26 protein-coding genes, 1 pseudogene and 1 riboswitch are annotated in these 25269 nt (G+C 47.4%); of the genes and pseudogenes, 6 read left to right on the top strand and 21 right to left on the bottom strand.

What is annotated here, in order from left to right; translation table 11 throughout:
* Nucleotides 1-12: 12 nt before the first annotated feature.
* Nucleotides 13-91, bottom strand: a riboswitch (ZMP/ZTP riboswitch).
* 120 nt (nt 92-211) lie between these two features.
* The 10 genes and pseudogenes from G9U52_RS32685 to G9U52_RS32735 all read right to left on the bottom strand — a co-directional run bounded on the left by G9U52_RS32685 (nt 212) and on the right by G9U52_RS32735 (nt 7686).
* Nucleotides 212-895, bottom strand: a complete 684-nt coding sequence (locus G9U52_RS32685) for an HD domain-containing protein (RefSeq protein ID WP_243767695.1) — start codon at nt 893-895, stop codon at nt 212-214.
* Between the two features lie 126 nt (nt 896-1021).
* On the bottom strand, nt 1022-1291 hold the full coding sequence (locus G9U52_RS32690; protein WP_375790305.1) for a DinB family protein: 270 nt from the start codon (nt 1289-1291) through the stop codon (nt 1022-1024).
* A gap of 367 nt (nt 1292-1658) precedes the next feature.
* Nucleotides 1659-2054 (bottom strand): GNAT family N-acetyltransferase, encoded by a 396-nt coding sequence (locus tag G9U52_RS32695; protein ID WP_166155623.1) that lies wholly within the window; start codon nt 2052-2054, stop codon nt 1659-1661.
* A gap of 72 nt (nt 2055-2126) precedes the next feature.
* Nucleotides 2127-2387: pseudogene (locus tag G9U52_RS32700) on the bottom strand (serine/threonine protein kinase); the annotation flags it as partial.
* 290 nt (nt 2388-2677) lie between these two features.
* On the bottom strand, nt 2678-3445 hold the full coding sequence (locus tag G9U52_RS32705; protein ID WP_166155626.1) for an ABC transporter permease: 768 nt from the start codon (nt 3443-3445) through the stop codon (nt 2678-2680).
* The gene (locus G9U52_RS32710; RefSeq protein WP_166155629.1) at nt 3446-4207 is read right to left on the bottom strand and encodes an ABC transporter ATP-binding protein; all 762 of its coding nucleotides are present in this window, start codon (nt 4205-4207) and stop codon (nt 3446-3448) included. It lies immediately after the preceding gene.
* 13 nt (nt 4208-4220) lie between these two features.
* Nucleotides 4221-5087 (bottom strand): pentapeptide repeat-containing protein, encoded by an 867-nt coding sequence (locus G9U52_RS32715; protein ID WP_166155632.1) that lies wholly within the window; start codon nt 5085-5087, stop codon nt 4221-4223.
* A gap of 15 nt (nt 5088-5102) precedes the next feature.
* A complete protein-coding gene (locus G9U52_RS32720; RefSeq protein WP_166155635.1) occupies nt 5103-5432 on the bottom strand; it encodes a PadR family transcriptional regulator in 330 nt (109 codons plus the stop codon).
* 536 nt (nt 5433-5968) lie between these two features.
* Nucleotides 5969-6886: a TrmH family RNA methyltransferase gene (locus G9U52_RS40415; RefSeq protein WP_243767696.1), complete on the bottom strand. Its 918-nt coding sequence runs from the start codon at nt 6884-6886 to the stop codon at nt 5969-5971.
* A gap of 140 nt (nt 6887-7026) precedes the next feature.
* Nucleotides 7027-7686, bottom strand: a complete 660-nt coding sequence (locus G9U52_RS32735; RefSeq protein ID WP_166155638.1) for a potassium channel family protein — start codon at nt 7684-7686, stop codon at nt 7027-7029.
* 337 nt (nt 7687-8023) lie between these two features.
* On the opposite strand from G9U52_RS32735, the gene sspI reads away from it, so the two are divergent.
* Complete coding sequence (sspI, locus tag G9U52_RS32740; RefSeq protein WP_166155641.1) at nt 8024-8227, top strand: small acid-soluble spore protein SspI; 204 nt, start codon at nt 8024-8026, stop codon at nt 8225-8227.
* A gap of 95 nt (nt 8228-8322) precedes the next feature.
* On the opposite strand, the gene G9U52_RS32745 is transcribed toward sspI, so the two are convergent.
* The 4 genes from G9U52_RS32745 to G9U52_RS32760 form a co-directional block, all read right to left on the bottom strand.
* Nucleotides 8323-9426: a Gfo/Idh/MocA family protein gene (locus tag G9U52_RS32745; RefSeq protein ID WP_166155644.1), complete on the bottom strand. Its 1104-nt coding sequence runs from the start codon at nt 9424-9426 to the stop codon at nt 8323-8325.
* 61 nt (nt 9427-9487) lie between these two features.
* Nucleotides 9488-10207, bottom strand: a complete 720-nt coding sequence (locus G9U52_RS32750; protein WP_166155647.1) for a ThuA domain-containing protein — start codon at nt 10205-10207, stop codon at nt 9488-9490.
* Nucleotides 10208-10275: 68 nt separating this feature from the next.
* A complete protein-coding gene (locus G9U52_RS32755; RefSeq protein WP_166155650.1) occupies nt 10276-11436 on the bottom strand; it encodes a Gfo/Idh/MocA family protein in 1161 nt (386 codons plus the stop codon).
* A gap of 227 nt (nt 11437-11663) precedes the next feature.
* Entirely contained in the window at nt 11664-12695 is a 1032-nt protein-coding gene (locus tag G9U52_RS32760; protein ID WP_166155857.1) for a LacI family DNA-binding transcriptional regulator, read from the bottom strand.
* Between the two features lie 348 nt (nt 12696-13043).
* Between G9U52_RS32760 and G9U52_RS32765 the strand changes: the two genes are divergently transcribed.
* The 3 genes from G9U52_RS32765 to G9U52_RS32775 are packed head-to-tail and all read left to right on the top strand — an operon-like array spanning nt 13044 to nt 16008.
* Nucleotides 13044-13979, top strand: a complete 936-nt coding sequence (locus tag G9U52_RS32765) for a FecCD family ABC transporter permease (RefSeq protein ID WP_243767703.1) — start codon at nt 13044-13046, stop codon at nt 13977-13979.
* 47 nt (nt 13980-14026) lie between these two features.
* Nucleotides 14027-14998: a FecCD family ABC transporter permease gene (locus G9U52_RS32770; protein ID WP_243767704.1), complete on the top strand. Its 972-nt coding sequence runs from the start codon at nt 14027-14029 to the stop codon at nt 14996-14998.
* Nucleotides 14999-15015: 17 nt separating this feature from the next.
* Nucleotides 15016-16008, top strand: a complete 993-nt coding sequence (locus G9U52_RS32775) for an iron-hydroxamate ABC transporter substrate-binding protein (protein WP_166155659.1) — start codon at nt 15016-15018, stop codon at nt 16006-16008.
* A gap of 16 nt (nt 16009-16024) precedes the next feature.
* On the opposite strand, the gene G9U52_RS39490 is transcribed toward G9U52_RS32775, so the two are convergent.
* A complete protein-coding gene (locus tag G9U52_RS39490; RefSeq protein WP_207953353.1) occupies nt 16025-16210 on the bottom strand; it encodes a hypothetical protein in 186 nt (61 codons plus the stop codon).
* Between the two features lie 387 nt (nt 16211-16597).
* On the opposite strand from G9U52_RS39490, the gene G9U52_RS32780 reads away from it, so the two are divergent.
* Entirely contained in the window at nt 16598-17335 is a 738-nt protein-coding gene (locus tag G9U52_RS32780; protein WP_166155662.1) for a YceI family protein, read from the top strand.
* Between the two features lie 139 nt (nt 17336-17474).
* Here G9U52_RS32780 and G9U52_RS32785 read toward each other — a convergent pair whose 3' ends face one another.
* Entirely contained in the window at nt 17475-18332 is an 858-nt protein-coding gene (locus tag G9U52_RS32785) for a YheC/YheD family protein (protein ID WP_166155665.1), read from the bottom strand.
* 218 nt (nt 18333-18550) lie between these two features.
* On the opposite strand from G9U52_RS32785, the gene G9U52_RS32790 reads away from it, so the two are divergent.
* Nucleotides 18551-18985 (top strand): HIT family protein, encoded by a 435-nt coding sequence (locus tag G9U52_RS32790; protein ID WP_243767697.1) that lies wholly within the window; start codon nt 18551-18553, stop codon nt 18983-18985.
* A 126-nt stretch (nt 18986-19111) separates the two neighbouring features.
* Here the strand turns inward: G9U52_RS32790 and G9U52_RS32795 are convergent, their stop codons facing one another.
* From G9U52_RS32795 to zwf, 5 genes are all read right to left on the bottom strand, one after another.
* On the bottom strand, nt 19112-20014 hold the full coding sequence (locus G9U52_RS32795) for a manganese catalase family protein (RefSeq protein ID WP_166155668.1): 903 nt from the start codon (nt 20012-20014) through the stop codon (nt 19112-19114).
* A gap of 182 nt (nt 20015-20196) precedes the next feature.
* Nucleotides 20197-20730, bottom strand: coding sequence for a CcdC protein domain-containing protein (locus tag G9U52_RS32800; RefSeq protein ID WP_166155671.1), 534 nt, complete (start codon nt 20728-20730; stop codon nt 20197-20199).
* 30 nt (nt 20731-20760) lie between these two features.
* Nucleotides 20761-22344 carry a peptide chain release factor 3 gene (locus tag G9U52_RS32805; RefSeq protein ID WP_166155674.1) on the bottom strand — a complete coding sequence of 528 codons (1584 nt, stop codon included), beginning with the start codon at nt 22342-22344 and terminating at the stop codon, nt 20761-20763.
* 37 nt (nt 22345-22381) lie between these two features.
* Nucleotides 22382-23443: a metallophosphoesterase family protein gene (locus G9U52_RS32810; RefSeq protein WP_166155677.1), complete on the bottom strand. Its 1062-nt coding sequence runs from the start codon at nt 23441-23443 to the stop codon at nt 22382-22384.
* A 200-nt stretch (nt 23444-23643) separates the two neighbouring features.
* The gene (zwf, locus tag G9U52_RS32815; protein WP_166155680.1) at nt 23644-25164 is read right to left on the bottom strand and encodes a glucose-6-phosphate dehydrogenase; all 1521 of its coding nucleotides are present in this window, start codon (nt 25162-25164) and stop codon (nt 23644-23646) included.
* Nucleotides 25165-25269: the final 105 nt, after the last annotated feature.

Genomic DNA, 25269 nt, shown 5'->3' on the forward strand with positions numbered 1-25269 from the left:
ATCTATGATCAAATACTTTGCCCAGGCGTACGGCGTTATGTATATGTGCTCCCTCGTGGTTAACCACGTTCCGCCAGTTGCACATACCAAATATTTACTTTATTGTATGCTGATCATTCAAATAATACAAGGTTTTTCTTGCGTTTGCCGTTAGTAGAGTATAGTCTCCGTGGATGCCACTTCATATTATCGCTCACTATGATCACTCACCTCAGCCCAAAGAATCATCAGATCCTGCACAATGTGCGTGTTTTCCATTTATCGATTTCTTCTGCTTCATCTCTTCGTACGCTTCCTTCAGCCAAGGATGTACGACTTTGAGTGTGTCTTTACGTTCCCATAAGTAATTTATATATGAGAATGCACCGTGGGTTAATGATAGTTTTAAGCTTCTATTAAGTTCTTGAATATAGGGTGGCTCACCTAGTTGATCCCAGGATATCTTGTCTGCTACGAATAATACTCGATCAAGTAACGTCGAATGAGCTCTCAACGTAGTATGGCAACCCACCGCATCTAATATCTCTACATTTGTAATCTTGAAGATATCTCTTGCCATTACTTTAGAGATTTTTTGATGAATAATCATTGGAAATACTTCTTCTTCGGGTAAAATCTCAATTTGTAGATCCCTTGATACCGCAATTCGCTCATTGCTCGGGAAGACAGCACTAATATCATGTAACCAACCAGCAATTTCTGCTGCATCGGGATTAACTTCAAATAATAAGGCGACCCTTCTTGCTTCTGTACCAACGTCCATGCAATGATCTGCGGTCATAGTGCAGTTATTAGCAGTTAGAAATAAGTGAATATCGTACTTTAAATGACCAGTAAACGCTATATCTTTGGTAAGTTCTTTAAAAATTGAATGCACCGCAGCATCACCTTTCAATATAATAAATTCACGTTATGCAGAACAGGGTTGTCTGTGAATATGTCTTCAAAATCTGTGGGACATGTTATTGTCAAATACCCAAGGCGTCAATGAAAATACACTCATAAGTTTATTCAGGGTTTCTCAAGAATGTTCTTCCTTCCTATTGAGGTTCCTTCCAATTACATTCGCGGATACGGGCTGAATCCCGAACTCCCGTACCCAGACGGATATTTGACCCATATGATGAATTTCATGAGCAATCACATGATGTAAGATTTCGCCCTTGCTGTAACGCCCCTCAGTCCATGAAACGGTCACAAGTTCTTTCTCAAAATCGTTTGTCCATGTTTGAAGGAACAACTGTGTTTCAATCCTCCAAGAAGCTGAAAGCTCCTTGGAATTTGCGTGCACAATTCAAACCATTCATCTCTTACCAGCCAGTTATACCGAAACAAATTTATCAACTCAAGCCACTCCTAAATCATTCATTTATTGACTGACTCAATGAATTCGTTTCTAACAATTTATTTTACTCATTGTTGTATGTTTCTTGATTTTTTACTGAGTTTATTTGTTTTTTATCCATTCCAATTGTCGTATACCTATTTATGATATTTAGTATTTCGTGATTGTTTGGCACTCGTGTCGCTGGAAGATCGTCGAGGGATGCTTGATCATATCTCCATTTTTTGGTGAGTTGGTGGAAAACTAATTCAGGAATCTACTGCCCAATGCAGTATCGATAATAATTAATTTCTTTATTCGCATTAATCGTCTGTCATTTCTGTCTTTTTATTACAAAGGCCTTATCCGTGCTATCAAAACCCATACGGGGATAATATTCAACTGCCCCAGGCGCCGAGAGTAACACCAATGAACATTCTTCTCCGATTTCTGTTTGTACCATTTTTATTAATTCTTTACCGATTCCATGTTTCTGATATTCTCTATCAACCGCCAAATCGGACAGATAACAACAATATGAAAAATCAGTTATTGCTCTTGCCACTCCGACCATCTTGTCGTCTTTCCAAGCTGTTACCAGGATATCAGAGTTATCAATCATCCTCTTAATCCTCTCAATATCTTCATAGGGTCTTTTGATTCCAGAGTTCTTAAACACATCAGCAACATACTTTGCTTCTTGAAGTTTATCGACAGAATAAGTAATCATCGTCTTTTCCCCTTTGTCATAAACCTGGATTTATTTGCGAACCCAAGAGCCTTAAATTCTTATTACATAATTTTATCTGGCGCCTTGCCAAGCAAAATAAAATTCTTCAACAGACGAATATCTCTTGGATTTATTTCCTTCTATAGCACGACAGGCTACATCATAAAGTTCCTCACCGGCTTCCCACTTAGTAAATGACCGATCAAGTTCCCCACCAAGCAGTCCAAAAGAAATTGCCCCCATATTAAACACATTTGTGCTCTCGTTAATCTCTGCTCCAAGTTCAAATTCTTCAGGTGACATAAATCTTGAAGAACCCCAAAGCCTACCCATCAGCTGTGCCAAGATTTAATTTGAGAATCATCGCAATAAATTTTTCGCGATTTATTAGTCGGATCCCGTTGGATTTGCGCCTCAAATCCATGTTATCTGACATTTTTCAACATTAGTGACCACAGCTCGATAACTCGGATAAATACCCTCTAGATGTAAGCCCAGTATACATGTTTATAACGACATTCGTATTTTTATACTGCTCATCAATGTGCCCTTATATATAGGTATAGAATTTATTCTACAGGACTGTCTTCTCTGTTGTTCAATACAGAAAAAGCTGTCTTTTTTTACACCCGCTTTTTATACACCCTCATTGCAAAGAAATAGGCTACGAACAAAATCCCGACGCACCACGCAAGAGCGACCCATATATCATTGCCCACCGGCTGACCTGACAGCAGCGCACGGATGGCTTCCACTATCGAGGTCACCGGCTGGTTTTCGGCAAAGGCGCGAATGACCGACGGCATCGACTCGGTCGGCACAAACGCCGAACTGATAAACGGCAGGAAGATAATCGGATAGGAAAAGGCGCTTGCGCCATCCACCGATTTTGCGGACAGTCCGGCAATCGCCGCGACCCAAGTTAATGCCAGCGTAAACAGCACGAGGATGCCGGCTACTGCAAGCCATGACAGTATCCCCGCCGACGAACGAAAGCCCATAATCAATGCTACGAGAATGATGACGACAACCGATATGGCGTTGGATACTAGCGAGGTCAGCACATGCCCCCACAGTAAGGTGGAACGTGAAATCGGCATGGAGTGGAACCGCTCGAATATGCCCCGTTGCACATCGATAAACAGGCGGTAAGCCGTATAAGAAATACCGCTTGCAATAGCAATCAGCAGGATGCCGGGCAACAAATAGTTCACATAGTTATCCGTACCGGTTTGGATTGCGCCGCCAAACACATAGACGAACAGCAGCATCATCGCAATCGGAGTGATACAGACCGTGATAATGGTGTCCATGCTTCGCAAAATATGGCGCATGGAACGTCCAAGCATAACACCCAGATCGCTGAAAAAGTGTTTCTTTACCGCCTCCATTTACTTCCCCTCCTTTTTACCGACGATTGCGAGGAATATCTCCTCTAATGTCGGCTGTTTTTCAACATACTCCACCTTTGCGGATGGGAACAGCTTTTTTAGCTCCGCAAGCGTGCCGTTGGCGATAATCCTACCCTCATGCAGAATGGCAATTCGGTCTGCAAGCTGCTCAGCCTCCTCCAAATACTGTGTGGTTAGGAGTACCGTCGTGCCGCCGGCGGCAAGCTCCTTGACAATCTTCCAAACCTCGATGCGTGCCTCGGGGTCAAGCCCAGTGGTCGGCTCGTCGAGGAAAATGATCTGCGGTTTTCCCACAAGGCTCATGGCGATGTCGAGCCTGCGGCGCATACCACCCGAATAAGTAGACACCCTGCGCTCGGCGGCATCTGTCAGGCCGAAACGTTTAAGCAAGTCGTCCGCAACCTGACGCGGGTTTTTGAGATATCGTAGCTTGGCAATTAAGATAAGATTTTCCCGTCCGGTCAAAATTTCGTCCACGGCGGCAAATTGCCCGGTCAGACTGATCGACTGCCGCACATTCTCCGGTTTTGACGCAACATCAAATCCGTTTACGGTGGCGGTTCCGCTGTCTTGTTTGAGCAGCGTGGTGAGGATTTTGACAACCGTTGTCTTGCCCGCCCCGTTGGAGCCGAGCAGGGCAAAAATACTGCCCTCTTCCACCTCGAAATCTACACCCTTTAGGACTTGTAGCTGCTTGTAGGACTTTTGTAGCCCAATGACTTGAATCGAATTATTTTGCATAACTTCCCCCTCCTTATCGAACAGTAACCTTGGACAAATCGGCCCCCATGCCTTTAAGCGCAGCATAGGTCAGCTTATCCATGACTGCGCCGTCAAAGCAGATGGTTTTGATGGCACGGTAATACTTATTGGTCAACGAAAAAAACGCCTGAAAAGACACATTCTTGAGTGTAGCGCCCCTAAACGAAACTTCGTTTAATGCCGACTTGTCAAACTTAACGCCGATAAAGGTTTGCCCGTCAAGACGCAACCCGCTCAGGTCGGAATATTTGAAGACCACGCCGTCAAAGATACAACCTTCAAAGATTGTTTTTCTAAGGTCGATCTTGGTTAGCGTGACGTCGGTCAGTTTTACGCCTGTGAATTTTGCTCCGTCCAGCCCCGAAATGCTGAAGTTGGTGCGTACAAGGATCGATTCATTGAAGCTCGCATCCGAAAGGTCTAGGGCGGATAAGCTACAGTCAGTCAGATTCGTGCCGTCAAAATTGGCTTCACGTACGTCGCTGCTCTTAAACGAGCTGCAGGTCAAGTCTGCGCCCGCAAAGTCGGAGCCGCGTAACGCGCTAGCATTAAATTGTCCTTTATGCGCAATAACGCCCGCAAAGTCGCTCTTTGGCAGGTTGCTTGCGCTAAAGTTTGTCAGCACTTGCCGCTCCAGAGAGCGGGAGATGTTGGCAACTTCCAGTATCGTTTCCTCGATGTCGCCAATGCTCTCAATGGTCATATTAAACGCTGTTTCATCGTCTTTTCCCTCAGCTTTGAGTTCACGGTATCGCTCCTGCAAATCGGAGAGCAGGTCGGCCTTTAATTCGGTTACGCTCTTTACCCCATCGTATGGCGTAAACACACCGTTCAAATAGTTCGTCAATTTCTGATTCATCACATCAAATCTCCCTTATAATAAATTTTCTAGCACGCGTTTTGAATACTCCCAATTGCTTTTGTTGCGGGAGTAAGTATCTTTGCCCTTATCGGTAATCCTAAAATACTTGCGCCGTCCACCCTGAGATTCATCGCCCCAATACCACTCGATATCGCCGTCTATCTCAAGCCGCCGGACGCTGGAGTACATCGTGGCTTCCTTTAATTCATACTCGCCACCCGAGCGCTCGGCAATCAGCTTGACAATCTCGTAACCGTAGCGGTCAGCTTCGGATAAGAGCCGTAAAATCATCGTATCGGTATGTCCGCGCAGCAGGTCGGATGTAATTTTGTTCTCGCTCATATAATCACCTCCGTATTTGTATAATACGACATACTACTATGTCTGTCAAGGTACTATTTTAAATTGAATACTTTGTTTGAAAAGTACGATGAATATTCATAACGATATCTTACGGATTCATTCTCTTTTTTCGTGTTGGCTGACAGAAAAAGAGGGAGCAGAAAGACAGGAGCGGCGAGTAATTTCTTGCCGGCTGGTAATTATAAGCGTCGAGAAATCGGTGTCCTGTGTTTTTATTCTGCTTCGGAGATGATGATCGCCCGCTCAGCATTTCCCTTTCCGATCAAGCATTATTTGTCGTTGAAGGAGTAAGTCATGGAGAAGTTTCTGCCTACATGAAACCAGACAATGTAAAGAACATAAAAATACCGATGCCCACTCCGACTTATACATCGGTGTAGGCATCGGTATGAATGTAGTAATCTGCGCAATTTAACTTTCAACTTCCGAGCAGTCCTTAAACCTGAATACCAGCTTGCTGTCCGACATCGCTGTGACTGTATCAACCGCCACCGCCTACAGACGAAAACACATTATTATTGTTTGTTTACAAAAACCCGCTGCCGCATGGCCTCAAACAGCACGACCGTTGCTGCCATAGCTGCGTTCAGCGACTCGGCTTTTCCTTGCATCGGGATAAGTATCTGCTCTGTTGAAAGGGCAGATACTTCTGCTGAGACACCTTGTCCTTCATTGCCGATCACGAACCAAACCGGGCGGCGGAAGTCGAAATCGTAGCAGCTTGAGGTTGCTTGCAGGCTGGTCGTTACAATCGCAACGCCTTGTTCAGCCGCGGCGGGCAGCAATGCGTGCAAATCTCCCGAAGCAATGGGTAAATGAAATAGTGAGCCCATCGTGGAGCGAACGGTCTTGGGATTGTATAGGTCTACGGTACCCTTGCCCAACAGCACGCCAGTTGCGCCAACGGCATCCGCGCTGCGAATAATGGTGCCGAGATTACCAGGGTCCTGCACGCCGTCTATCACCACGACCAATCCCAGGGGCTTGAATAAAGCTGCATCTCCTGCTGTACCCCCTGTTCCATTTCCAGTTCCAACTCCCGGTTCTGCTTCAGTCCCCGCCATATCAACGGCTTCGCTTTCCTTCCGTCCGCCAGCTTTCAGGTCAAGTAAATCCTGTGGCTCCCAGCTCAGCTTCGGCAGCACAGCAAAAACCGCCTGCGGCGTTAGCGTATCCGTGCATTTGCTTAGCACCGCATCGCTTACCGCAACGCATTCCACGCCTGCGCTCGTTGCCTCGAGCAGCAAGCCCGGAGGCAGCTCCCACTGCCGCTCCTCCGCAAATACCAGCGTGTCCACCTTGGCTCCCGATGCCAAAGCCTCCTGCACAAGGTGCACGCCTTCAATCATAAATTGCTGCTGCTTATCCCGTCCTTTGCGATCCAGCAGCTGCGTCCACGCTTTGACTCGCGGATTTTGTACAGATGTAATCAACGCTACACGACTCCCCTTCATTTCCTCTTTATTTATTGAGCTCCTAGTTTAACAACTCGCTCACAGAATTCACACGCGTTGGGAAGTGTCTTTTAAGTTCAAGTATTCCCTTTAGTCCATGAAGCGCGCTCCAGCTTTGGCTACTCTACGAACATTTTTTCGAAATCCTGCAAATCCTCATTGCTCCCAACCACGATCAACAAATCATCTTCGGTGATCAAATCCTCGGCATTGGGGGCGATGTTCATACTTGAGCCCGTTTTGATCGCAATGACATTACAGCCATACTTCGCCCGAATATCCAGCTGCCTTAGGTTTTTGCCAATCATTTTACGCGAAGCTTTAAGCTCGACAATGCTATGCTTCTCAGAAAGCTCTATATAATCGATGATATTGGTAGAAATCAAATTATGTGCTACACGTTGGCCCATATCACGCTCTGGATAAATTACTTTATCAGCACCAACTTTTCTCAGCACCTTGCCGTGCAGCTCATTTTGCGCTTTTACAATAACGGTCGGAATGCCCATTTCCTTGACGATAATTGTTGTCAGTATGCTGGCCTGGATATCCTCACCAATCGCTACAACCACTACATCAAAATTGCGCAGCCCTAGAGCGTTCAGTGCTTCCTCATCTGTCGAATCTGCCTGCACAACGTGAGTAACGATCGAAGATATTTCCTGCATTCTTTGCTCGCTGTTATCGATAGCCAGCACTTCAAACCCTAAGCCCGACAAGGTTTTGGCGACACTGGTGCCGAAACGGCCCATGCCGATGATTGCAAATTGTTTTTTCATGGACGTTCACCCGCACCCTTCTTTTCAACAAATCTTATTATACGATCACTGTATATACAGACTATTTACATTGTTATTTATTATACCATAAAGCTTCAAAGCATTTTTCAGTAATGCCAAAGTAATTGTTGCCTGAGCTCCCATTTTCCCGCTATGCAGCCAGCATCTTTTTTCAGAAAGATCCTCTTCAAATTTTCATCAAAAACACTTCGCCTGTACGATTCCGGTGGAATCGCATGATCTAAGACAGTTTGGTACATATTAAACAAAGTCGATGAGCACAATCAATGAAGCTAAGCCACATTAAATTTAGTCACGAAAAGCGAGGGAACCTTCCATGAATTTAAACCTTAGACAAGCTATTGTTCAACGCGTCACAGACAAAAATAATGAGGAATTATTCGGTATCATCGAGGATTCCATTGGCGGCGAAGAGCAGGTGCTTCCCGGGCTGGGTGTGTTGTTCGAGATTATTTGGCAGCATAGCGAAGAAAACGTGCAAGCCCAAATGGTCACTGCTTTAAAGGAGCATTTAGCTTAAGTCAAAAAGAAAGCCACTATGAGCAACCAGAGTCCTAAAGCTCTAGTTTCTTCATAGTGGCTACTTTTATAAGTGCTGCTTATTTTTATGATATATTAATCCAGTATGCCTCTGACCAACCCACTTGGCATTGGCTTAGGCTTCTCGCATGTGCTGTGCATGGTGTAATGCTTGCCTTGCTCCGAAGCATCGTGGAAGCCATGCATCGCTTCAAGGATATGGTAGGCTAGCTCACCACTTGCGCGGTTTGGCCTGCCATTACGAATCGCGAATGCCATATCAAGGACACCAAGACCACGACTGTTATCCGAGTAGCCATGGACCAAAGGAACTTCACTGAACTCCTTCGCATCATGGCGGCGCACTAATACAGGACCACCAAATGTGTTCGGATCGGGTACGCTTAATGTACCCTCACTACCATAAATCTCCATCCGTGGTACTTGTGACCCACCAAAGGAATCGAAGCTTGTAATGATCGTGCCAATCGCGCCACTATGGAAATCAAGTACACCCGCAACATGGGTTGGGGTTTCGACCTTGATCGTTTGCCCGAATTTCGGTGCGCTCGTAATTGTCCGTTCTGGATATGAAATTTTGGCTGAGCCGGTTACCCTGGAAATCGGTCCGAGCAAGGCAACCAATGCGGTCAAATAATAAGGACCCATATCGAACATAGGACCGCCACCAAGCGCGTAATAAAACTCCGGATCCGGATGCCAATGCTCGTGGCCGCGCCCGATCATAAATGCGCTGGCAGCAACCGGTGTCCCGATCCAGCCATCGTTAATCAGCTTGATGCAAGTCTGGATACCGCCACCGAGGAAGGTGTCCGGCGCACTGCCCACGTATAAACCTTTTTCCTTAGCTACCGCTAAAATCCGTTGGCCTTCTTCACGCGTTACAGCAAGTGGTTTTTCTACATACACATGCTTGCCTGCTTCAAGCGCTTGGATGCACACGTCCGCATGGGCGGCTGGAATTGTCAAATTGATCACCAGTTCAATTTCCGGATCCGCCAACAGCTCAGCCACGGAATAAGCCTTGGCGATACCAAACTCCTCTGCACTTGCTTTAGCTCTCTCCACGTTCAAATCTGCACAAGCGGTAACCTCCAACGCTGAAAATGTTTGGCAGTTTTTAAAATAAATCGCACTGATTTTACCGCATCCGATAATCCCTATACGTACCTTTTTCATTCTTGATGCTCCTTCTCTTTTGGCTAATTTTAAACGGGTTGATTGTTGTCCTGTACCGATTTTATACTTGGCTGTCGCCCATGCCTGAATATTGAGCTGCTGCAGCTGTTGTGCTGGCCAAAGCTTTGCCTGCTGCCGACCACAGGAAGCCACGACGCATTAATAGCTTCACCTCTGGCATATCGACAATATTAGCAACATGTCCTAGCGAACAGTAATATACACGCCCTACTCCCCATCTTTTCGTCCAAACTACCGGCATATCAACCGCTTTATTCAACGAATGCGGGCCCTCCACTACTGGAAAACGTGTCGTTGCCAGCACCTCCACAGCAGGATCTACATGCAAGTAATATTGCTCGCTTACTACAGTAAAGTCCTCGATCCCTTCAACTAAGGGGCTGGAGCTGCCTTTAATATTCACTACATATTCCACGCCATCATTGCCGGGATGAGCAACCCAATTGCCGCCCGTCATAAACTGCCAATCCACATTATTGCGGAACGAATCACACATACCGCCATGGCAGCCTGCGATACCTACGCCGCTTTGGACGGCTTCGGATACATTCTTGGCAAGCTGCTTATCGATCTCGCCCATTGTCCATACCGGTACGATTAGGTCGAGCCCTAAGAGCTTTTCAGCATCTGCGAATGCCTCCAGTGTATCGGATACTTCCACCTCAAAGCCTTCTTCCTCTAATACGGTGCGGAAGATTTCAGCTACCTGCTTCGGTTCATGGCCCTGCCAGCCACCTTGGACGATCAATGCTTTTTTCATGATGAGTGCTCCTTTTGTTCTTAATTTGTTGAACGTTTTCGGTTCAGCTTTTCTTTCCCGCTCCCAGCCTATACTTCGTCGATTCGCACCCAACGGCGCTCGGCGATCGAGCGGTCTACGGCCTCAAGCACTTCCTGGCATTTCACGCCATCCACGAAATTAGGAACGGGCTGGCGGTCTTCCTCTATTGCCTGCATCAGCTCCACGACCTCGTGGATAAATGTATGCTCATAACCGATGGTATGGCCAGCAGGCCACCAAGCATCCATGTAGGCATGCGACGGATCGGTCGCTAATACGCGGCGGAAGCCTTGGACATCCTCGGCGTCGTCTGAGAAATACACCTGCAGCTCATTCATCCGTTCGAAGTCGAACTTCACGCTGCCCTTGCTGCCGTTAATCTCGAATGAATTTGTGCAGCGATGTCCTGGCGCAAAGCGGGTTGCCTCAAAGCTGCCCAGCGCGCCGTTTTCGAACCGGCTCATGAATAACGTCGCATCGTCGACGGTAACAGGCGCCTTCGGCGCGTCTTTGCTTCCCTTGGCGCTTAAGCCTGTCATCGTTGTTGGTAGCGGGCGTTCCTTCACGAACGTTTCGCTCATCCCGATGACCTCTGTCATTCCACCGACCAAATAATGTGCCAAGTCGATCAAATGCGCACCAAGATCACCGTGAGAGCCCGAGCCTGCTATCTCCTTCTGTAACCGCCATACTAACGGAAAATCCGGATCAACGATCCAATCCTGTAGAAACCAAGCGCGAAAATGATAAATTTCGCCTAAACGACCTTCATCGACCAGCTTTTTGGCCAATTGCACAGCCGGCGCAAAACGGTAGTTAAACCCGACCATATGCTTCACGCCTGCATCCTCGGCAGCTTTCAGCATTTCCCTTGAATCGGGCAACGTTAGTGCCAATGGCTTCTCGCAGAAAATATGCTTGCCCGCTTTCGCGGCAGCCAGCGCGATTTCCATATGTGCGTTACTTGGCGCATTAATGTCGATAACATCGATATCATCGCGCTCCAGCAGCTCACGCCAATCCGTCACATAACCGTCCCAACCGAATTGCTCGGCCGCCTCGGCAACGCCCTGCTCATCACGGCCACAAATCAACTTCATCATCGGCTTTGCCAGCTTCGGGAAAAACATATGTAAATCACGATAAGCATGGCTATGCGCCTTACCCATAAATTTGTAACCAACCATCCCGATGTTTACTTGTTTCATTTTCCATTGGCCTCCTTCAAAATTGGACTTATCGCAAGCAAGCTGCGTATCTCTCGCTCAGGCACTTCAGCGACTCCTCGCTAAAAGCTCTCCCGCTGTACACACCTCTCACTCCGTCACGCTCTTGCCCAGCGACTCCTCGCTAAAAGCTCTCCCGCTGTGCACACCTCTCACTCCGTCACGCTCTTGCCCAGCGACTCCTCGCCAAGCTCTCCCGCCACCGCTCCTCACTCCATCGCGCTCCTGCTGCTGGACTGCCTCACCACAAGCTCGGTGTCCAGCTTCACCTGAAAGCCGCCCGGCTCGCCGGCGACCTGTGCCAGCAGCCGCTCTGCGGCAAGGCTGCCCATCTCATAAAACGGGACCGCCACGCTGGTAAGTGGCGGATCGGTCACGCGGGCTACGTCGGAGTCGTCATAGCCGACAACCGCAACGTCCCTGCCCGCTTCCCAGCCGAGCTCGCGTAAGCCCTGCATCAGCCCGATCGCCATCCGGTCGTTAGCGGCGAAGATCGCATCGATCTCATGCCTGCGTGCATACAGCGACGCAGCCATCCGGTAGCCGCTTGTACGGCTGTAGTTGCCTTCATAGTAAAGCTTATGCAGCTCCTCTGAGTCTTTGCCTACTTCCCGCATCGCTCTCGTATAGCCTTCATAGCGGTCTGCGCTGTTGGAAAACTGCGCCGATCCATTAACGAAGGCAATCTGCCTGTAGCCTTTTTCCATCAGATGCTTGACCGCTTGGTAGCTGCCGCCGATATGGTCGGCATCGATTTCATTGAAGCTTTCGCCAGCAAAATGCTGGTTAACTAGGCAAAATGAATGCCCCTCTGCCTCCAGCCTTTTCAATTGGGCTCTTTCACTAGGTGTATCACTGGCGCCTAGAATGATGCAGGCGTCCACCTTTTGTGAACGGAACCGCTCAATGTAATCGCTCTCTTCGTCCAGGGAACGAAAGGAAAGCAGAAGGTCATAGCCCTTCTCCTTCACCTTGGCACCGATCCCACTTAATACCTCGGAAAAATAGTACGTCGAAAACAAATGAACCTTAGGCACATAAGGAAGCACAACGCCCAAATTACCGCTTTTACGGCGGGCAAAGCTTTGGGCTATCGCGTTGGGGTGGTAGTTTAGTGCTTGGGCAGCCTCTTGCACACGTTGCTTCGTCTGTGCCTTCATCGGCCCTACGCCGTTGAATACACGGGAAACGGTAGCTTCGGAGACGCCCGCCAGCTCAGCAACTTCCTTCCTGGTTACTATAAGACCATCCCCCTCTTCAGCTTAATCACGCATTATGTACACGCGTTCATTTTATCATGGGATGCCTTGCTTGTCAATATGAGATCTTGCTATTCCTTCTTCGAGCGCTAATACCGATCCTAAAACTTCTGCGGGTTAAAGCTACCCTAACGTAATTTCATCTGACTATTCTCGCAAAAGTTTCTTGCTATTCCAACCAAATAAACGTATAATTTCGACTGATAATAATAATCATTTTCATATGTTTACTATGTAAGGGGAATGACAAAAATCAAAGCTTCTTCGAGTTTAAATCCCATTACCTTTAGCTTGGTTATTGCAGCTGCAATATTCGTTTTACTGGTATCCATGTTTATTGCCATTTCGTATGGTGCAAAGGAAATGACACTAAGTACTGTTTGGTCAGCTGTTATCCAGTATAATCCAGCATTAACAGCACACCAGATTATCCATGAGCTCCGACTTCCGCGTGTGCTTGGAGCAGCAGCCATGGGAGCGGCTTTTGCTGTTGCGGGCGCCTTAATGCAAGGCGTAACGCGGAATCCATTGGCTGACGCGGGCATATTAGGAATTAATGCGGGTGCGACTTTTGTGGTGGCGCTTAGCTTTGCGTTTTTTCCGAATTTACCTTATTCGGCTTTAATTGCCCTTTCGTTTTCAGGGGCTGTGATGAGTACTGTATTTATTTTTCTGTTGGGACGTTCCTCCGCAGGCGGGTTAACTCCGTTACGTTTAACGATCGCTGGTGCCGTTGTAGCCGCATTATTGCATTCACTCAGCTCAGGCATTGCGATCTATTACAATTTAGCTCAGGATTTGGCCTTCTGGTATGCCGGCGGTGTAGCGGGGGTCAAGTGGTCGCATTTGCAGCTGCTGGTACCGGTTATCAGCATTACTCTTATTGGGGCTTTTGCCTTGGGGCGGCAAATTTCGCTCGTTTCCTTAGGTGAAGATATTGCGGTCAATCTGGGCGTCAAGACCAAACGGATTCGGGTGCTTGGTATGGCAGGAGCTGTGCTCTTGGCTGGCGTTTCCGTTTCGGCTGTCGGGTCAATCGGGTTTGTTGGCCTGGTCATCCCGCACATAGCACGCAAAATAGTTGGCGTCGATTATCGCTTCATTATTCCGTTATCCGCCTTATTAGGTGCGGTGCTGCTGGTTGTCGCTGATCTTGGTGCACGTATGGTTAATCCTCCAAGAGAGCTCGCGCTTGGCATTATGGTCGCACTAGTTGGTGTTCCTTTCTTTCTTTATTTAGCTCGTAAAGAAAGGAGAAGCCTATAATGAGCCTGCAAGCCCACAACAGAGAAAAGCGAACTATCAAGGTTAGTATGATCTTGATAGCGATTTGCACGATTGCGGTATTAATCAGCTTGAACACAGGCACGATCCGGCTGCCGCCGATGAATGTCATCCAAACCTTTCTTGGCTATGGCACGCCAGATGACAAGCTCGTTTTGTTCGATTATCGGCTGCCGCGTATTTTGATCACGATGCTGGCAGGAATCGGCTTAGGTGTATCCGGCGCCATTTTGCAAGGCATATCCCGGAATGGGCTGGCAGACCCCGGAATTTTGGGGCTCCATGCCGGCTCTGCGCTCGGGCTGATCGCTTTTGTCAGCTTTTTTCATTCGATGAAGGAATCGTCCGCCATTCTTATTCCTTTATTCACCTTCGCAGGCGGCGTGCTCACAGCCGTTCTAATTGTGATCCTGGCTTATGACCGCCATAAAGGGCTGCTGCCTATCCGGCTTATCCTTATCGGCATTGCCGTGGCTGCGGGCTTTAGTGCCATTACGCTATATTTCTCGCTTCTTCTGGACGAAACTACCTATGCCTTCACGGCCAGGTGGCTGGTCGGCAATGTTTGGGGGCGAGACTGGATTCATGTGATGGCGCTGCTTCCTTGGATTGTTATTTTTGCTCCTTATGCCTGGTTTCAATCCAAAACCTTAAATGCCTTCTCACTTGGCGATGAGGTTGCAGTTGGGATCGGGGCTGCTGTACACCGCAAGCGTTTGTTACTATTGATGACCGCTGTTGCCTTATCTAGTGCCAGTGTAGCGGTGGCTGGCGGTATTGGATTTATTGGTCTTGTTGCCCCCCATCTGGCACGCCGGCTCGTGGGGCCGATGCACCAGCATTTCCTGCCGATTGCCGGCCTTATTGGCCTGGTCATCCTGGTCGTCGCGGATACGGTTGGCCGTTCCTTGTTCCAGCCTAACGCCATTCCCGCAGGGATTGTCGTCGCTGCGATTGGCGCACCTTACTTTCTTTATTTGCTTGCCAAAACCAAATCTTAAACAACTTAGGAGGCTATATGAAAAAGACTTTAATTCTTACAAGCATTGTATCCCTGTTGATCGTATCCGCTTGCGGACAAACCGCTGCCCCGACTGCCGCACCGGCAGCAACTCCGGCAGCTCCGGCAGCTCCGGCAGCTTCTGCTCCGGCTGCATCTGCAACAGCTCCGGCCACAACCCCTGCAGGAGCTGCCGTAAAGCCAGTTGCCAAAGAGCCTAAGATTGCCTCCGTTTCCATCCATTTAACGAATGACCTGCTGGCACTCGGCATTACCCCAGTTGGCTCTGTGATTGGCGGCGATCTTAAGGCTTTCCTGCCCCACGTAGCTGACCGCTTGAAAAACACCAAACCATTGGGCGTAGTTACCGAGCCCGATATGGAAGCTATTTTATCGCTGAAGCCTGAAATCATTTACCTGGATAAAATGTATGCCGGAACCGATATTGCCAAATACGAAAAGATCGCGCCAACCGTCGTATTTGATCTTGATGAAGGCACATGGCGTGACCATCTCAAAAAAATCGGCAAGCTAACAGACCGCGAGCAGCAAGCAGAAACATTTATTAAGGATTATGAAGCCCAAAAAGACCGTGTCAAAGCACTAATCAATGCTAAGATTGGCAAGGATGCTACGGTTATGGCCGTCCGTGTTACAGCCAAGGAGCTTCGCGTATTTGGAACAAGACGCCCTATGGGGCCTCTGCTTTTTGAAGACTTGGCTTTAAAGCCGGCCAAAGGCGTGGAAAAGGTAAGCAAGGATAAAGCCTTTGACGTGATCTCCCAAGAAGTATTGCCGGATTATGATGCAAATGCGATCTTCGTTATCGTGAACAGAGATGAAGCCTCCGACAAGCTGTTCAAGCAAATTGAAAGCAATCCGATTTGGCAGGGACTTAAAGCCGTTAAAAATAAAAATGTTTACATGATTCCTGACCAACCATGGCTGGATTATTCCGCACTGGGCAGCAAAATGTCTTTGGATGACGCTGAGAAACAATTCGCGAAATAAGCATTAATGAAAACGGTCAGGGATCATCCTGACGGTTTTTTATTGTGTACCAACCAGGCTGGAGCGAGGGCGAGGACAGTTTGATTTCTTCGATCCTGCTTCTGGACACATTCCAGCGGCAGCGTGGAAAAAATCCTTGCAACTGCACCCCTCCATAACATTCATCAATCCCTTGAGCTGCAATCCGATCCTCTTTGCCCATAGAAGTAACCAACGCTGCCGTTCAAGCTTTCAAGAGCATACGAGAAGCCGGAGCTGCGGCGATTGTATATGCCCGTATAGGTTCGATGGAACTACCGGGAAACGATAGTTAAAAATAAAAGGCACCAGCAACAGCAGGATCGGTATTATAATAGCTACCTGCTGTTTGGCTATGTTCTTTAAGGATTTGTTCAGATAACACTCATTTGGCATTCAGCTTCCAGCTTTATGATATAGGAATAGGCGGGCAAACTGGCAAACTTGACATCTTTCGCACCTTACACTACAGTTAATAGTGTATAATTGTTTAACAAGCGGCTATATGTACAGCTTGTCTCGATATAACACTACAATTTGTAGTGTAACTATTCCACTAGGAGGATGAATTATGAATGCTAGAAAAACGTTACTGTCGATCGGGGTCTTAGCTGTTTTGGTAGGTGGCGGTTATGCTGCTTACGATTATTACGCAGGCAACCATATTGCCATTCAGCAAGTTATTCCTACCAACCCAGCCGCCCAAACCCCTGCTTCATCATCTGCCGCATCGGTCCCAGCCACTGCTAATGCTACTGCAGCTACTGCAGCTACTGCAACTAGTGATGCGGCGAAGCTGGACGGCCTGTGGAATATCCAGCCTGCATCGAAAGTATATCTTTCCGTAACAACCTCCAAGGAAACTGTGAATATCGAAGGTGCTTCTGTCAAAGGAACTTGGACGATTAATTCTGCAGACCCTAGCCAAATGAAAGCTGAGGGTATCGTGGATACAACCAAATTCCAATCGGGCAATGCACAAAGAGATAACCATGTAAAAGCAGCTGATAGTTTAAATGTTGCCGCATTCCCTGAAGCTAAATTCACCGTTAAATCGTTCCAGGACTTCCCGAAGGAATGGAAAGAAGGAAGCAAGGCCTCCTTCAAAATGTTAGGAACGCTTACGATAAAAGGAATTTCAAAGGATGTAACCTTTACAAGTGATGCCCTGCTCAGCCAAGGCGCGCTTAGCATTGAGGGCAGCACGGTAGTTACCTTTGATGATTTTGGCATGAAAAACCCACATACTGTTTTACTGGATACCCAAAACAATGTAACCGTCCAATTGAGGCTTGTGCTTGGGAAGTAAGGCTTCGCCAATAAAATCCGCCAGCCAGCTTAGTCCTCTAGTCCTTCATTCCTTTTGTCCTTTCGTCACTCAAGTCCTCTAGCGACTTCCCCCAGCTGCTATATATGTCATGTAACGTAGGCTGGGCTGGATAGGCTCATTATAGCCTTCTGTACGCTTTGGCATAGTGGCGTATTTTACCAAAGATCCTTTTATCCTTCAAACGTTTGAATATATAGGGATCTGGAGATGTATTAATCTCAAGCACCCACGGGTGCAGCTCCTTATCCAAGGCTACATCCAATCCGATTTCTTTGATCCCGCGGAAATTAGAGTGAAGCTGGTTCGCCATAACAAGTCCCAGCTTCCGTAATCGATGAATATATTTGGGTTTTGCAGGACCCGATACATAGGCACCAAGAAGCTTTTCTATTGGCTCCAATGTCCCACCATTATGGAAGTTCGTAACGATTTTCTTTGGATGCGCCACCCGCCCGATCACACCTGTTGCTTCCCATTTACGGCGCGGTGATTGCTGGACCATAACACGAATATCAAAACGCCGATTGCGGTACTTGGTCAGGTGGATGCCCTTCTGAACCAGATAAAGCCGTCTTCTTGTTAGCTTGAGAATCGAGTTATACATAGGGTCAAAACTTGTAAACGTTTTTTTCACCACCCCAGCTTGGTACCTGAACGGTTTCCCCTCGGATTCGGATACCTTCTCCACTTTCATGACTCCAATTCCAAAGGTACCACTATCCGGTTTAATATAAACCATGCTGTAACGATTTAACATCTCCTGCAGCGAAGCCCGGGTCATTTTTTTCGTATCAGGTACATAGCGGCGTAGCGCGGAATTCCTTAGGATGGCTTTTGTTTTCCTCCATTTGCTGATGATATGTCTCTTACGGTTGACTTTTGTTTTCCTCCATTTGCTGAGGATATGCCTCTTACGGTTGGCTTTTGTTTTCCTCCATTTGCTGAGGATATGCCTCTTACGGTTGGCTTTACTCATGTGCTCCACCTTTCTAATCTCATCTGGACACCATATTGTATGCGCCTTAAAAAGCTCTGGTTAGGGCTTTTGGGATTTTCCTCTGCCCAGATCATTTAATGACTTTTTCTTCCTTTTCCACTAAAATAAAATGATGGCAACGATATATAAAGTAAAGTTCAGGATGCAATGAGTGAACGGTAAGCGTTATTAGCCTGCCAATGGAAAAGAGGTAGAAGATGGGCAAGATCAATAAAATGGAATGCCTCGGCTGCCGTATCGCTAACGGAGTTGAGCCCAACTTACATATCATTTGGGAAACGGAGCTGGTCACCTGCGTTCTGGATATCGCCCCCTTTCATGAAGGTCATACGCTTATTCTGCCAAAGAAACACTACTGGGATGCCGAAGAAATGGATGATGAAACCGCACATGCGGTTATGGACACCTCAATCAGGTTATCCAAAGTATTAAAGCAGTTATTCCACCCAGATGGCATCACCATGTGCCAGAATGGGGGAGTTTTTAATGACTTGACGCATTATCATATGCACATCATCCCCAGATTTAAAGGCGATGGCTTCTCTTGGAGCGAGCCTCTTTTCCCTCATGGCGCGGAAAAGCATTTAAGCGAGACCAGGGATCAAATCGCAAAAGTACTAGCTACAGGATGAGCCATGGGCAGCATGATGGGGAGTACACGATCAATCGTTAAATCTCGTCAAAAAAAATGGCTCCTAGACTATCCTAGGAGCCATCTCTTAACATTTACTCCCCGATTAATGTGGGGGAGTTTTTTACTATTCAGAAATATTACCCGCCATTTTAAGCCGCTTTGCGATGGCTTTAAATTCCTCTGCGGAAATGCCAGGTGCATATTCCTCCTCAAGAGGAGGAGCCTCTGCGATAGGAACGCCTTTAGGCGCACCTTGGATAACTTCAAGTGGAAGACCATCCTCAGGATGTGTGCCCTTCCATATCTGGTCGATGGCATTGAAGTCTTTATCACTCCAAGTGTAAAGCTTCGTATGCACCCCTTTTTCCTCATATTTTCTCGCTTCGTTAAATGCCTTATTGCTTAAGGAAGGGATGGGCACTAATTTGGTCACATTAACCCCAGTTGCGATCTCCAATGCCTTGGCATAGGCTACAACATGAACGCCGCCACGAACAAGAAGGAAGCCTATAACTTCGCGCGCCGCCGGATGGTCGGCCATTTCGTACACCTTCATTTTATGGGTTCTGGCGCCACATTCAAGGAAGAAGTTGTGCAGCAAATCCTCGACCAGATTGCCGCTGTTAAACACATTGGCTCCCGTCCACGGATTGCCCATGGAGTCGAAAGGCATAGCACCTTGTGCACCTGCCAAGAAGTGGTAAGATAAGCGAGCATCTTTAACGGAGCCCAGCGGAGTACCGTCCGGCTCTTTATAGCTGGTCGAGCCTCTCAAGCATTTATTGATTGCATGCGAAACCAGCTCAACGTGCCCAAGCTCTTCCGCAGTTATACTCATCACCAAATCATAGAAAGGCTTTAATTTTTCCTTGGAGCGGAAATTAAAGGATTGGTACAGATAATTGTTTAGCGTCGACATTTCTCCGAACTTCCCGCCTAATAACTCTTGTACAGCAGCTGCTGCATTAGGATCTGGCTTCTCGACCTCAGGGATTTCAATGGCTATTTCATCCATACGCTTGAACATAATTTCTTCGCCTCCTAGTGTTTACATGTTATCCCTATATAGTTAAACTAATTCTACAAGGAATAAACACTAGGACTACTGAAAGAGAAAAAGATAGAAGGGATTTGCCAGTGTCGCAAAACTGCTCCCGTTTTCTATGCAAGCCAAAAAAAGCTACTTCAGCAGAAGCAGCTTTTTTCGCTTTAGCTTATATCCAGCTTGGAAGCCGGTTCAAGCTCTTTAGACTTGCCGAGCAAATACGTGAAGTAACGGATGTAAAATGAAATCAACACAAAGAAAATGCCAACGGTGACCGGGTCCTTCGTATAGCTGTCCAGCGAAGGCGCTGCACCTGACTGGAAAAGCACAGGGTTATTCAAATAAATCGAAAGAAGCTTGTAAATAATCCTACCCAGCAGCAATACGATCAATGTAATCTCCACCCACAGGGCGGTTCGATAGTACCAGGCATCTACCCGTTTCTCGAAGCGGATATGCTTGATCGCATAAAAAGCCAATACGAGACCGGCTGCCAGCCCAATGCCATCTGCAACCAAATTAAGTGGGTGCAGAAAGCCAACATATAGAAATATACAGCCAAGCAACCCGAACATAACAGTCCGAAATATAAGCCGGGTGCGGGACAGCTTCTGATAACCCACGGTCCGTTTCACTCTGCGATAAATCGCGAAGGCCACAATTGCCATGATAAGGATCGTTGATCCCAAGTGCTCCATTAAGGCTTGCTCCTTCCATCAAAGCGTTACTTAAGGCGCATTCTCCAAAAACTGGGCATTTGGACTTTTATCCATCGCCGAACGCATCGCATATTCACTCTCGAACAGAACAACGAAATTATTGTTTTTATCCTTCACCAGCTGCGAGTTAATACGGAACTTGGCTGAATCGACATCCTTATCGATAATCCATCTGGCAAATTGGAAATTCATCCGTTGCAGCTGCACCTCGACACCATATTCAGCTTTCATCCGGTATTCGAATACTTCGAATTGCAGCTGTCCGACAACGCCAAGAATCATATCATCGAAACCGATGGTACGAAACACTTGAATAGTGCCTTCCTCTGTCAATTGGTCGACACCTTTTTGGAATTGCTTGTGCTTTAAGGCATTTTTGACCGATACCTTGGAGAACAATTCTGGAGAAAAGGTGGGCAACTCGTCGAACTCATAATTGCCCCCTTGGCATAACGTATCCCCGATCCGAAAAATTCCTGGGTCAAACAGCCCGATAATATCTCCAGGATAAGCCTCCTCCACAATATCGCGATCCTGCGCCAGAAACTGCTGAGGCTGCGCAAGCTTAATGTCTTTGCCAGGGCGAACATGCTTGACCGACATACCGCGCTCAAACTTGCCTGAGCAAATGCGCAGAAAGGCGATACGGTCACGGTGAGCCGGGTTCATATTCGCCTGAATTTTAAACACATAACCGGAAAATTGCTCATTCAGCGGATCAATGGCTCCTTGTGTGCTTCGGCGCGGCGTGGGCACTGGCGCAAGCTGCAAGAAATTCTCAAGAAACGTTTGTACGCCGAAATTGTTGATGGCACTGCCGAAGAACACAGGCGTTAGCTCGCCGGTGCGTACTTTCTCATAATCGAACGGGTCGCCTGCGACATCGAGCAGCTCCAGATCCTGCGCAAGCTGATCGTAAAGAAATTCGCCTGCCAGCTCTTTAACCATATCATCCCCGTAGCCGCTCACCTTGCGTACATGGATCTCTTTATGGTCTTCGCCTTGAAATAGCTCTACCTGCGTTTGATGGCGGTCGTATACGCCGCGGAACTGCTTGCCTGAGCCAATCGGCCAGTTCATCGGATAAGAACGGATGCCTAATACCTCTTCCAGCTCTTCTAGAAGATCGAATGGGTCTCGGCCTTCACGGTCCATTTTATTGATAAAGGTAAAGATGGGAATTCCCCGTTTTCGGCAAACCTGGAACAGCTTCTTGGTTTGCATTTCCACCCCTTTGGCAGAGTCGATCAGCATCACGGCACTATCTGCCGCGGTTAAGGTACGATACGTATCCTCGGAAAAGTCTTGGTGGCCAGGTGTATCCAAAATATTAACTCGATGCCCGTCATAATCGAATTGCATAACACTTGAGGTAACCGAAATCCCTCTTTGCTTTTCGATTTCCATCCAGTCGGAGGTAGCATGCTTGCTGGCTTTGCGTCCTTTAACTGTGCCTGCCAGGCGGATTGCGCCTCCGAATAATAGAAGCTTCTCGGTCAATGTTGTTTTACCGGCATCGGGATGGGAAATAATCGCAAACGTGCGGCGTTTCTGGACTTCCTCTTGCATCTTCTGTAGGGTATCTATGCTCATGTGATTGTTTATTCCTTCCTTATCTATATCTTTTATATTAGATCTTTATATGCCAATCCGCTTCTTTAAGCCAGGTGCGGTTGCTAAATTCACGGCCGCGCAGAGTGACATGGTCTTTATATACTTGCACGTAAAGGCCTTGGGACTTGTTCTTGAATTCATTCTGGAAGCTGCGGTTCAAGACACGGCCAACCGACGAATTGTGAAAATAATGGAATGTTTCTTTCAGATAGTGCTCCGAACCGTTTTGGAAATCCTGGTGGCGATGGCCGCAGAACACAAAGACGTTGGGGTAGGGCTTTAGTATTTCACGGAATTGCTTGGCTCGTATCAACGAATGGTTGCCGCCGTCAGATCCAATAGCAGGCAAAGGCTGGTGCGTCATCACAAATATCGGCTTGCTATCCTTATGCTTAGCCAGCTCGTCCTTGAGCCAATTCATTTGGTCGTCGGAGTACCAAGCACCCTCGCCAACCTCCGGCTTCTCTTGGACGTAAGCTTCCTGCGAAAGCAACAGCAGGGTTAAGCCATTCATTTCAACAGTGTAATAAGGCTTCTCCAGGTTGAAAAACTTCTGGAACCGCTCGCGTGATTGCCAATCTGTCTTGCCGTTGGGCATCGTATCTTTATTAAACGCACCTTTTTTGTCGATCCAAATATCATAATAATCGTGGTTGCCCATATTGGCGTAAAGTGGGGGCAGCTTATAGCCACTTAATATTTGGTTTAGCTCCTTGTAGCTTTCCTCATCACCATAGTCTGTTATATCCCCCGTCATTACGACCGTATCCACTGGGGCATCAAACTGCTTGATATCATTCAACGCTTCCTTCAAATGCTGCACGGTAAGAGGATCATAAAGCGATATATGCAGATCGCTTAATATCATAAACGATAATAAGGGATCGTTCGTAGAAGCCGTTGCTTCCTTGGCTGCGGGTTGCTCCTGCATCTCTCCAGCCAAAGGGTTTGTTACAGCTGTCTTCGAGCCTGCCTGCCGGTTCACCGAGCGCTGCAGCAAATGGACCAGACCGGTAGAAGCTGCTCCAATCATGACCACAAGCCCCAGCATCCAGCGTATAAAAGCTCGACGCGACATATTCGTTAACCTCCTGAATGTCTCCAATAATATGTCATCCTATTATATCTTGTTATGCAGGGTTCTGTACACTTTTTACAGGCAGGCATACAAAAAAAGGCCCGTACCGGGTAAAGTACGAGCCTCCTTGATCAAGTATAGGTTTGTCACAAATATTGGGCAGGATTAGGCGATTTTGAATTATATCCAACTATTTCGGGTTACTTCTGGTTCATCTCCCAAGCAACTTCCCCTTCATCTTGCCCATTCACCGGCCACCACTTGAAGCCATCCTCAGACAAGAGCTGTTGCGCCTGATCCGGTCCCCAAGTACCTGCAGGATACAGCATCAGGTTGTCCGTACGCTCAGCCCAAGCCGAGGCGATTTTATCGACATACTTCCAAGCCAACGCCACTTCATCCCAACGTGTGAAATAAGTGGAATCTCCCCGCGCCGCATCATACAGAAGTCGTTCGTAGGCTTCTGGTGTATTTAAGCCAATTTGGCAGCTTTGGCAGAAATCCATCGAGATCGGCAGGATGGTACCTTCTGACCCCGGCTGTTTGGCATTCATTTTGAAATAGATGCCCTCCATCGGATTTACGCGGAACACAAGCAAGTTCGGCTCCAGCTTATGCTTTTTCGATAGGTATACATTATTAGGCACATTTTTGAATTCAACGACGACCTCAGTCGTTTTGAGTGGCAGCCTTTTGCCTGTACGAATATAGAACGGTACTCCCGCCCAGCGGAAGTTATCGACAAATACTCTTGCCGCAAAAAACGTCTCCGTCGTCGACTCGGGATTGACTGAGGATTCCTGGCGATATCCGGGAACCTGATTGCCCTTCATCGTACCTGACGAATACTGGCCGCGAACCGTGTTGGAGCGAACCTCCGAGGCAGTTTGAAAGCCTCGCAGCGAACGGAATACTTTCACCTTCTCATCGCGTATATCCTCAGGAGACAAGCGGCTAGGCGGCTCCATAGCGATCATCGCGAGTGTTTGCAGCATATGGTTTTGCCCCATGTCACGAAGCGCTCCAGAATGGTCATAATAGCTGCCGCGGTCTTCGACCCCTACCGTTTCGCTTAACGTAATTTGAATATTGGCAATATATTTATTGTTCCAGAGCGGCTCGAAGAATGCATTGGCAAAACGCACCACATTAATATTTTGCACCATTTCTTTGCCGAGGTAGTGGTCGATCCGGTAAACGTCCTTTTCTTCAAATACCTTGCGGATTTGGGCATTCAGCTTTTCGGCTGAAGGCAGATCATAGCCAAATGGCTTCTCTATAACAAGACGCGCCCAGCCTGAGGTTTCCAGCAAGCCGCCTTCCTTGAGATTGTTGGACACATTGCCGAATAGCTCCGGGGAAAGCGCCAAATAAAATAAACGGTTGCCGCCAACTTCAAACTTGGTATCGAGCCGATTCGTCATCGTCCCCAATTCCTTGAACGCGTCAATGTTATTCGTATCCAATGACATGTATTCGAAATGCTCGGCAAAGGATTCCCATTGCTCGTCCTTAGTCACATTATAACGGGCGAACTCTTTGATCGAATCATGAACATCCTCGCGGAATTGCTCATTCGTACGTGGTCTTCTAGCCAGACCAATGACTGCAAAACGGTCGCCGAGCTTGCGCTCGCGGTACAAGCTGTATATGGCAGGGTAAAGCTTGCGGCGTGCTAAATCTCCTGTTGCTCCAAAAAGCAAAATTACGGCATCCGTCATTTTATCATCATTCTCTCTTATGTATTTTGTCCGTTATAAGCGATTTCATTTAAAGCTTCTTACAGCATAACTAAATATGCCGTAGGATTCAACATCCCAGTTATA

This window comes from Paenibacillus agricola (assembly GCF_011440305.1).
In the GTDB taxonomy this organism is placed as follows: domain Bacteria; phylum Bacillota; class Bacilli; order Paenibacillales; family NBRC-103111; genus Paenibacillus_S; species Paenibacillus_S agricola.

Excerpts from the sequence above, each read along its gene's own strand:
- G9U52_RS32775 (WP_166155659.1), top strand. The coding sequence starts at position 15,016 with ATGAAAAAGACTTTAATTCTTACAAGCATTGTATCCCTGTTGATCGTA.
- G9U52_RS32755 (WP_166155650.1), bottom strand. The coding sequence starts at position 11,436 with ATGAAACAAGTAAACATCGGGATGGTTGGTTACAAATTTATGGGTAAG.
- G9U52_RS39490 (WP_207953353.1), bottom strand. The coding sequence starts at position 16,210 with ATGGGCAAAGAGGATCGGATTGCAGCTCAAGGGATTGATGAATGTTAT.
- G9U52_RS32720 (WP_166155635.1), bottom strand. The coding sequence starts at position 5,432 with ATGAGCGAGAACAAAATTACATCCGACCTGCTGCGCGGACATACCGAT.
- G9U52_RS32800 (WP_166155671.1), bottom strand. The coding sequence starts at position 20,730 with ATGGAGCACTTGGGATCAACGATCCTTATCATGGCAATTGTGGCCTTC.
- G9U52_RS32715 (WP_166155632.1), bottom strand. The coding sequence starts at position 5,087 with ATGAATCAGAAATTGACGAACTATTTGAACGGTGTGTTTACGCCATAC.
- G9U52_RS32745 (WP_166155644.1), bottom strand. The coding sequence starts at position 9,426 with ATGAAAAAGGTACGTATAGGGATTATCGGATGCGGTAAAATCAGTGCG.
- G9U52_RS32785 (WP_166155665.1), bottom strand. The coding sequence starts at position 18,332 with ATGAGTAAAGCCAACCGTAAGAGGCATATCCTCAGCAAATGGAGGAAA.
- zwf (WP_166155680.1), bottom strand. The coding sequence starts at position 25,164 with ATGACGGATGCCGTAATTTTGCTTTTTGGAGCAACAGGAGATTTAGCA.
- G9U52_RS32810 (WP_166155677.1), bottom strand. The coding sequence starts at position 23,443 with ATGTCGCGTCGAGCTTTTATACGCTGGATGCTGGGGCTTGTGGTCATG.
- sspI (WP_166155641.1), top strand. The coding sequence starts at position 8,024 with ATGAATTTAAACCTTAGACAAGCTATTGTTCAACGCGTCACAGACAAA.
- G9U52_RS32790 (WP_243767697.1), top strand. The coding sequence starts at position 18,551 with ATGGGCAAGATCAATAAAATGGAATGCCTCGGCTGCCGTATCGCTAAC.
- G9U52_RS32780 (WP_166155662.1), top strand. The coding sequence starts at position 16,598 with ATGAATGCTAGAAAAACGTTACTGTCGATCGGGGTCTTAGCTGTTTTG.
- G9U52_RS32695 (WP_166155623.1), bottom strand. The coding sequence starts at position 2,054 with ATGATTACTTATTCTGTCGATAAACTTCAAGAAGCAAAGTATGTTGCT.
- G9U52_RS32805 (WP_166155674.1), bottom strand. The coding sequence starts at position 22,344 with ATGAGCATAGATACCCTACAGAAGATGCAAGAGGAAGTCCAGAAACGC.
- G9U52_RS32750 (WP_166155647.1), bottom strand. The coding sequence starts at position 10,207 with ATGAAAAAAGCATTGATCGTCCAAGGTGGCTGGCAGGGCCATGAACCG.
- G9U52_RS32705 (WP_166155626.1), bottom strand. The coding sequence starts at position 3,445 with ATGGAGGCGGTAAAGAAACACTTTTTCAGCGATCTGGGTGTTATGCTT.
- G9U52_RS32770 (WP_243767704.1), top strand. The coding sequence starts at position 14,027 with ATGATCTTGATAGCGATTTGCACGATTGCGGTATTAATCAGCTTGAAC.
- G9U52_RS32710 (WP_166155629.1), bottom strand. The coding sequence starts at position 4,207 with ATGCAAAATAATTCGATTCAAGTCATTGGGCTACAAAAGTCCTACAAG.
- G9U52_RS32735 (WP_166155638.1), bottom strand. The coding sequence starts at position 7,686 with ATGAAAAAACAATTTGCAATCATCGGCATGGGCCGTTTCGGCACCAGT.
- G9U52_RS32795 (WP_166155668.1), bottom strand. The coding sequence starts at position 20,014 with ATGTTCAAGCGTATGGATGAAATAGCCATTGAAATCCCTGAGGTCGAG.
- G9U52_RS32765 (WP_243767703.1), top strand. The coding sequence starts at position 13,044 with ATGTTTATTGCCATTTCGTATGGTGCAAAGGAAATGACACTAAGTACT.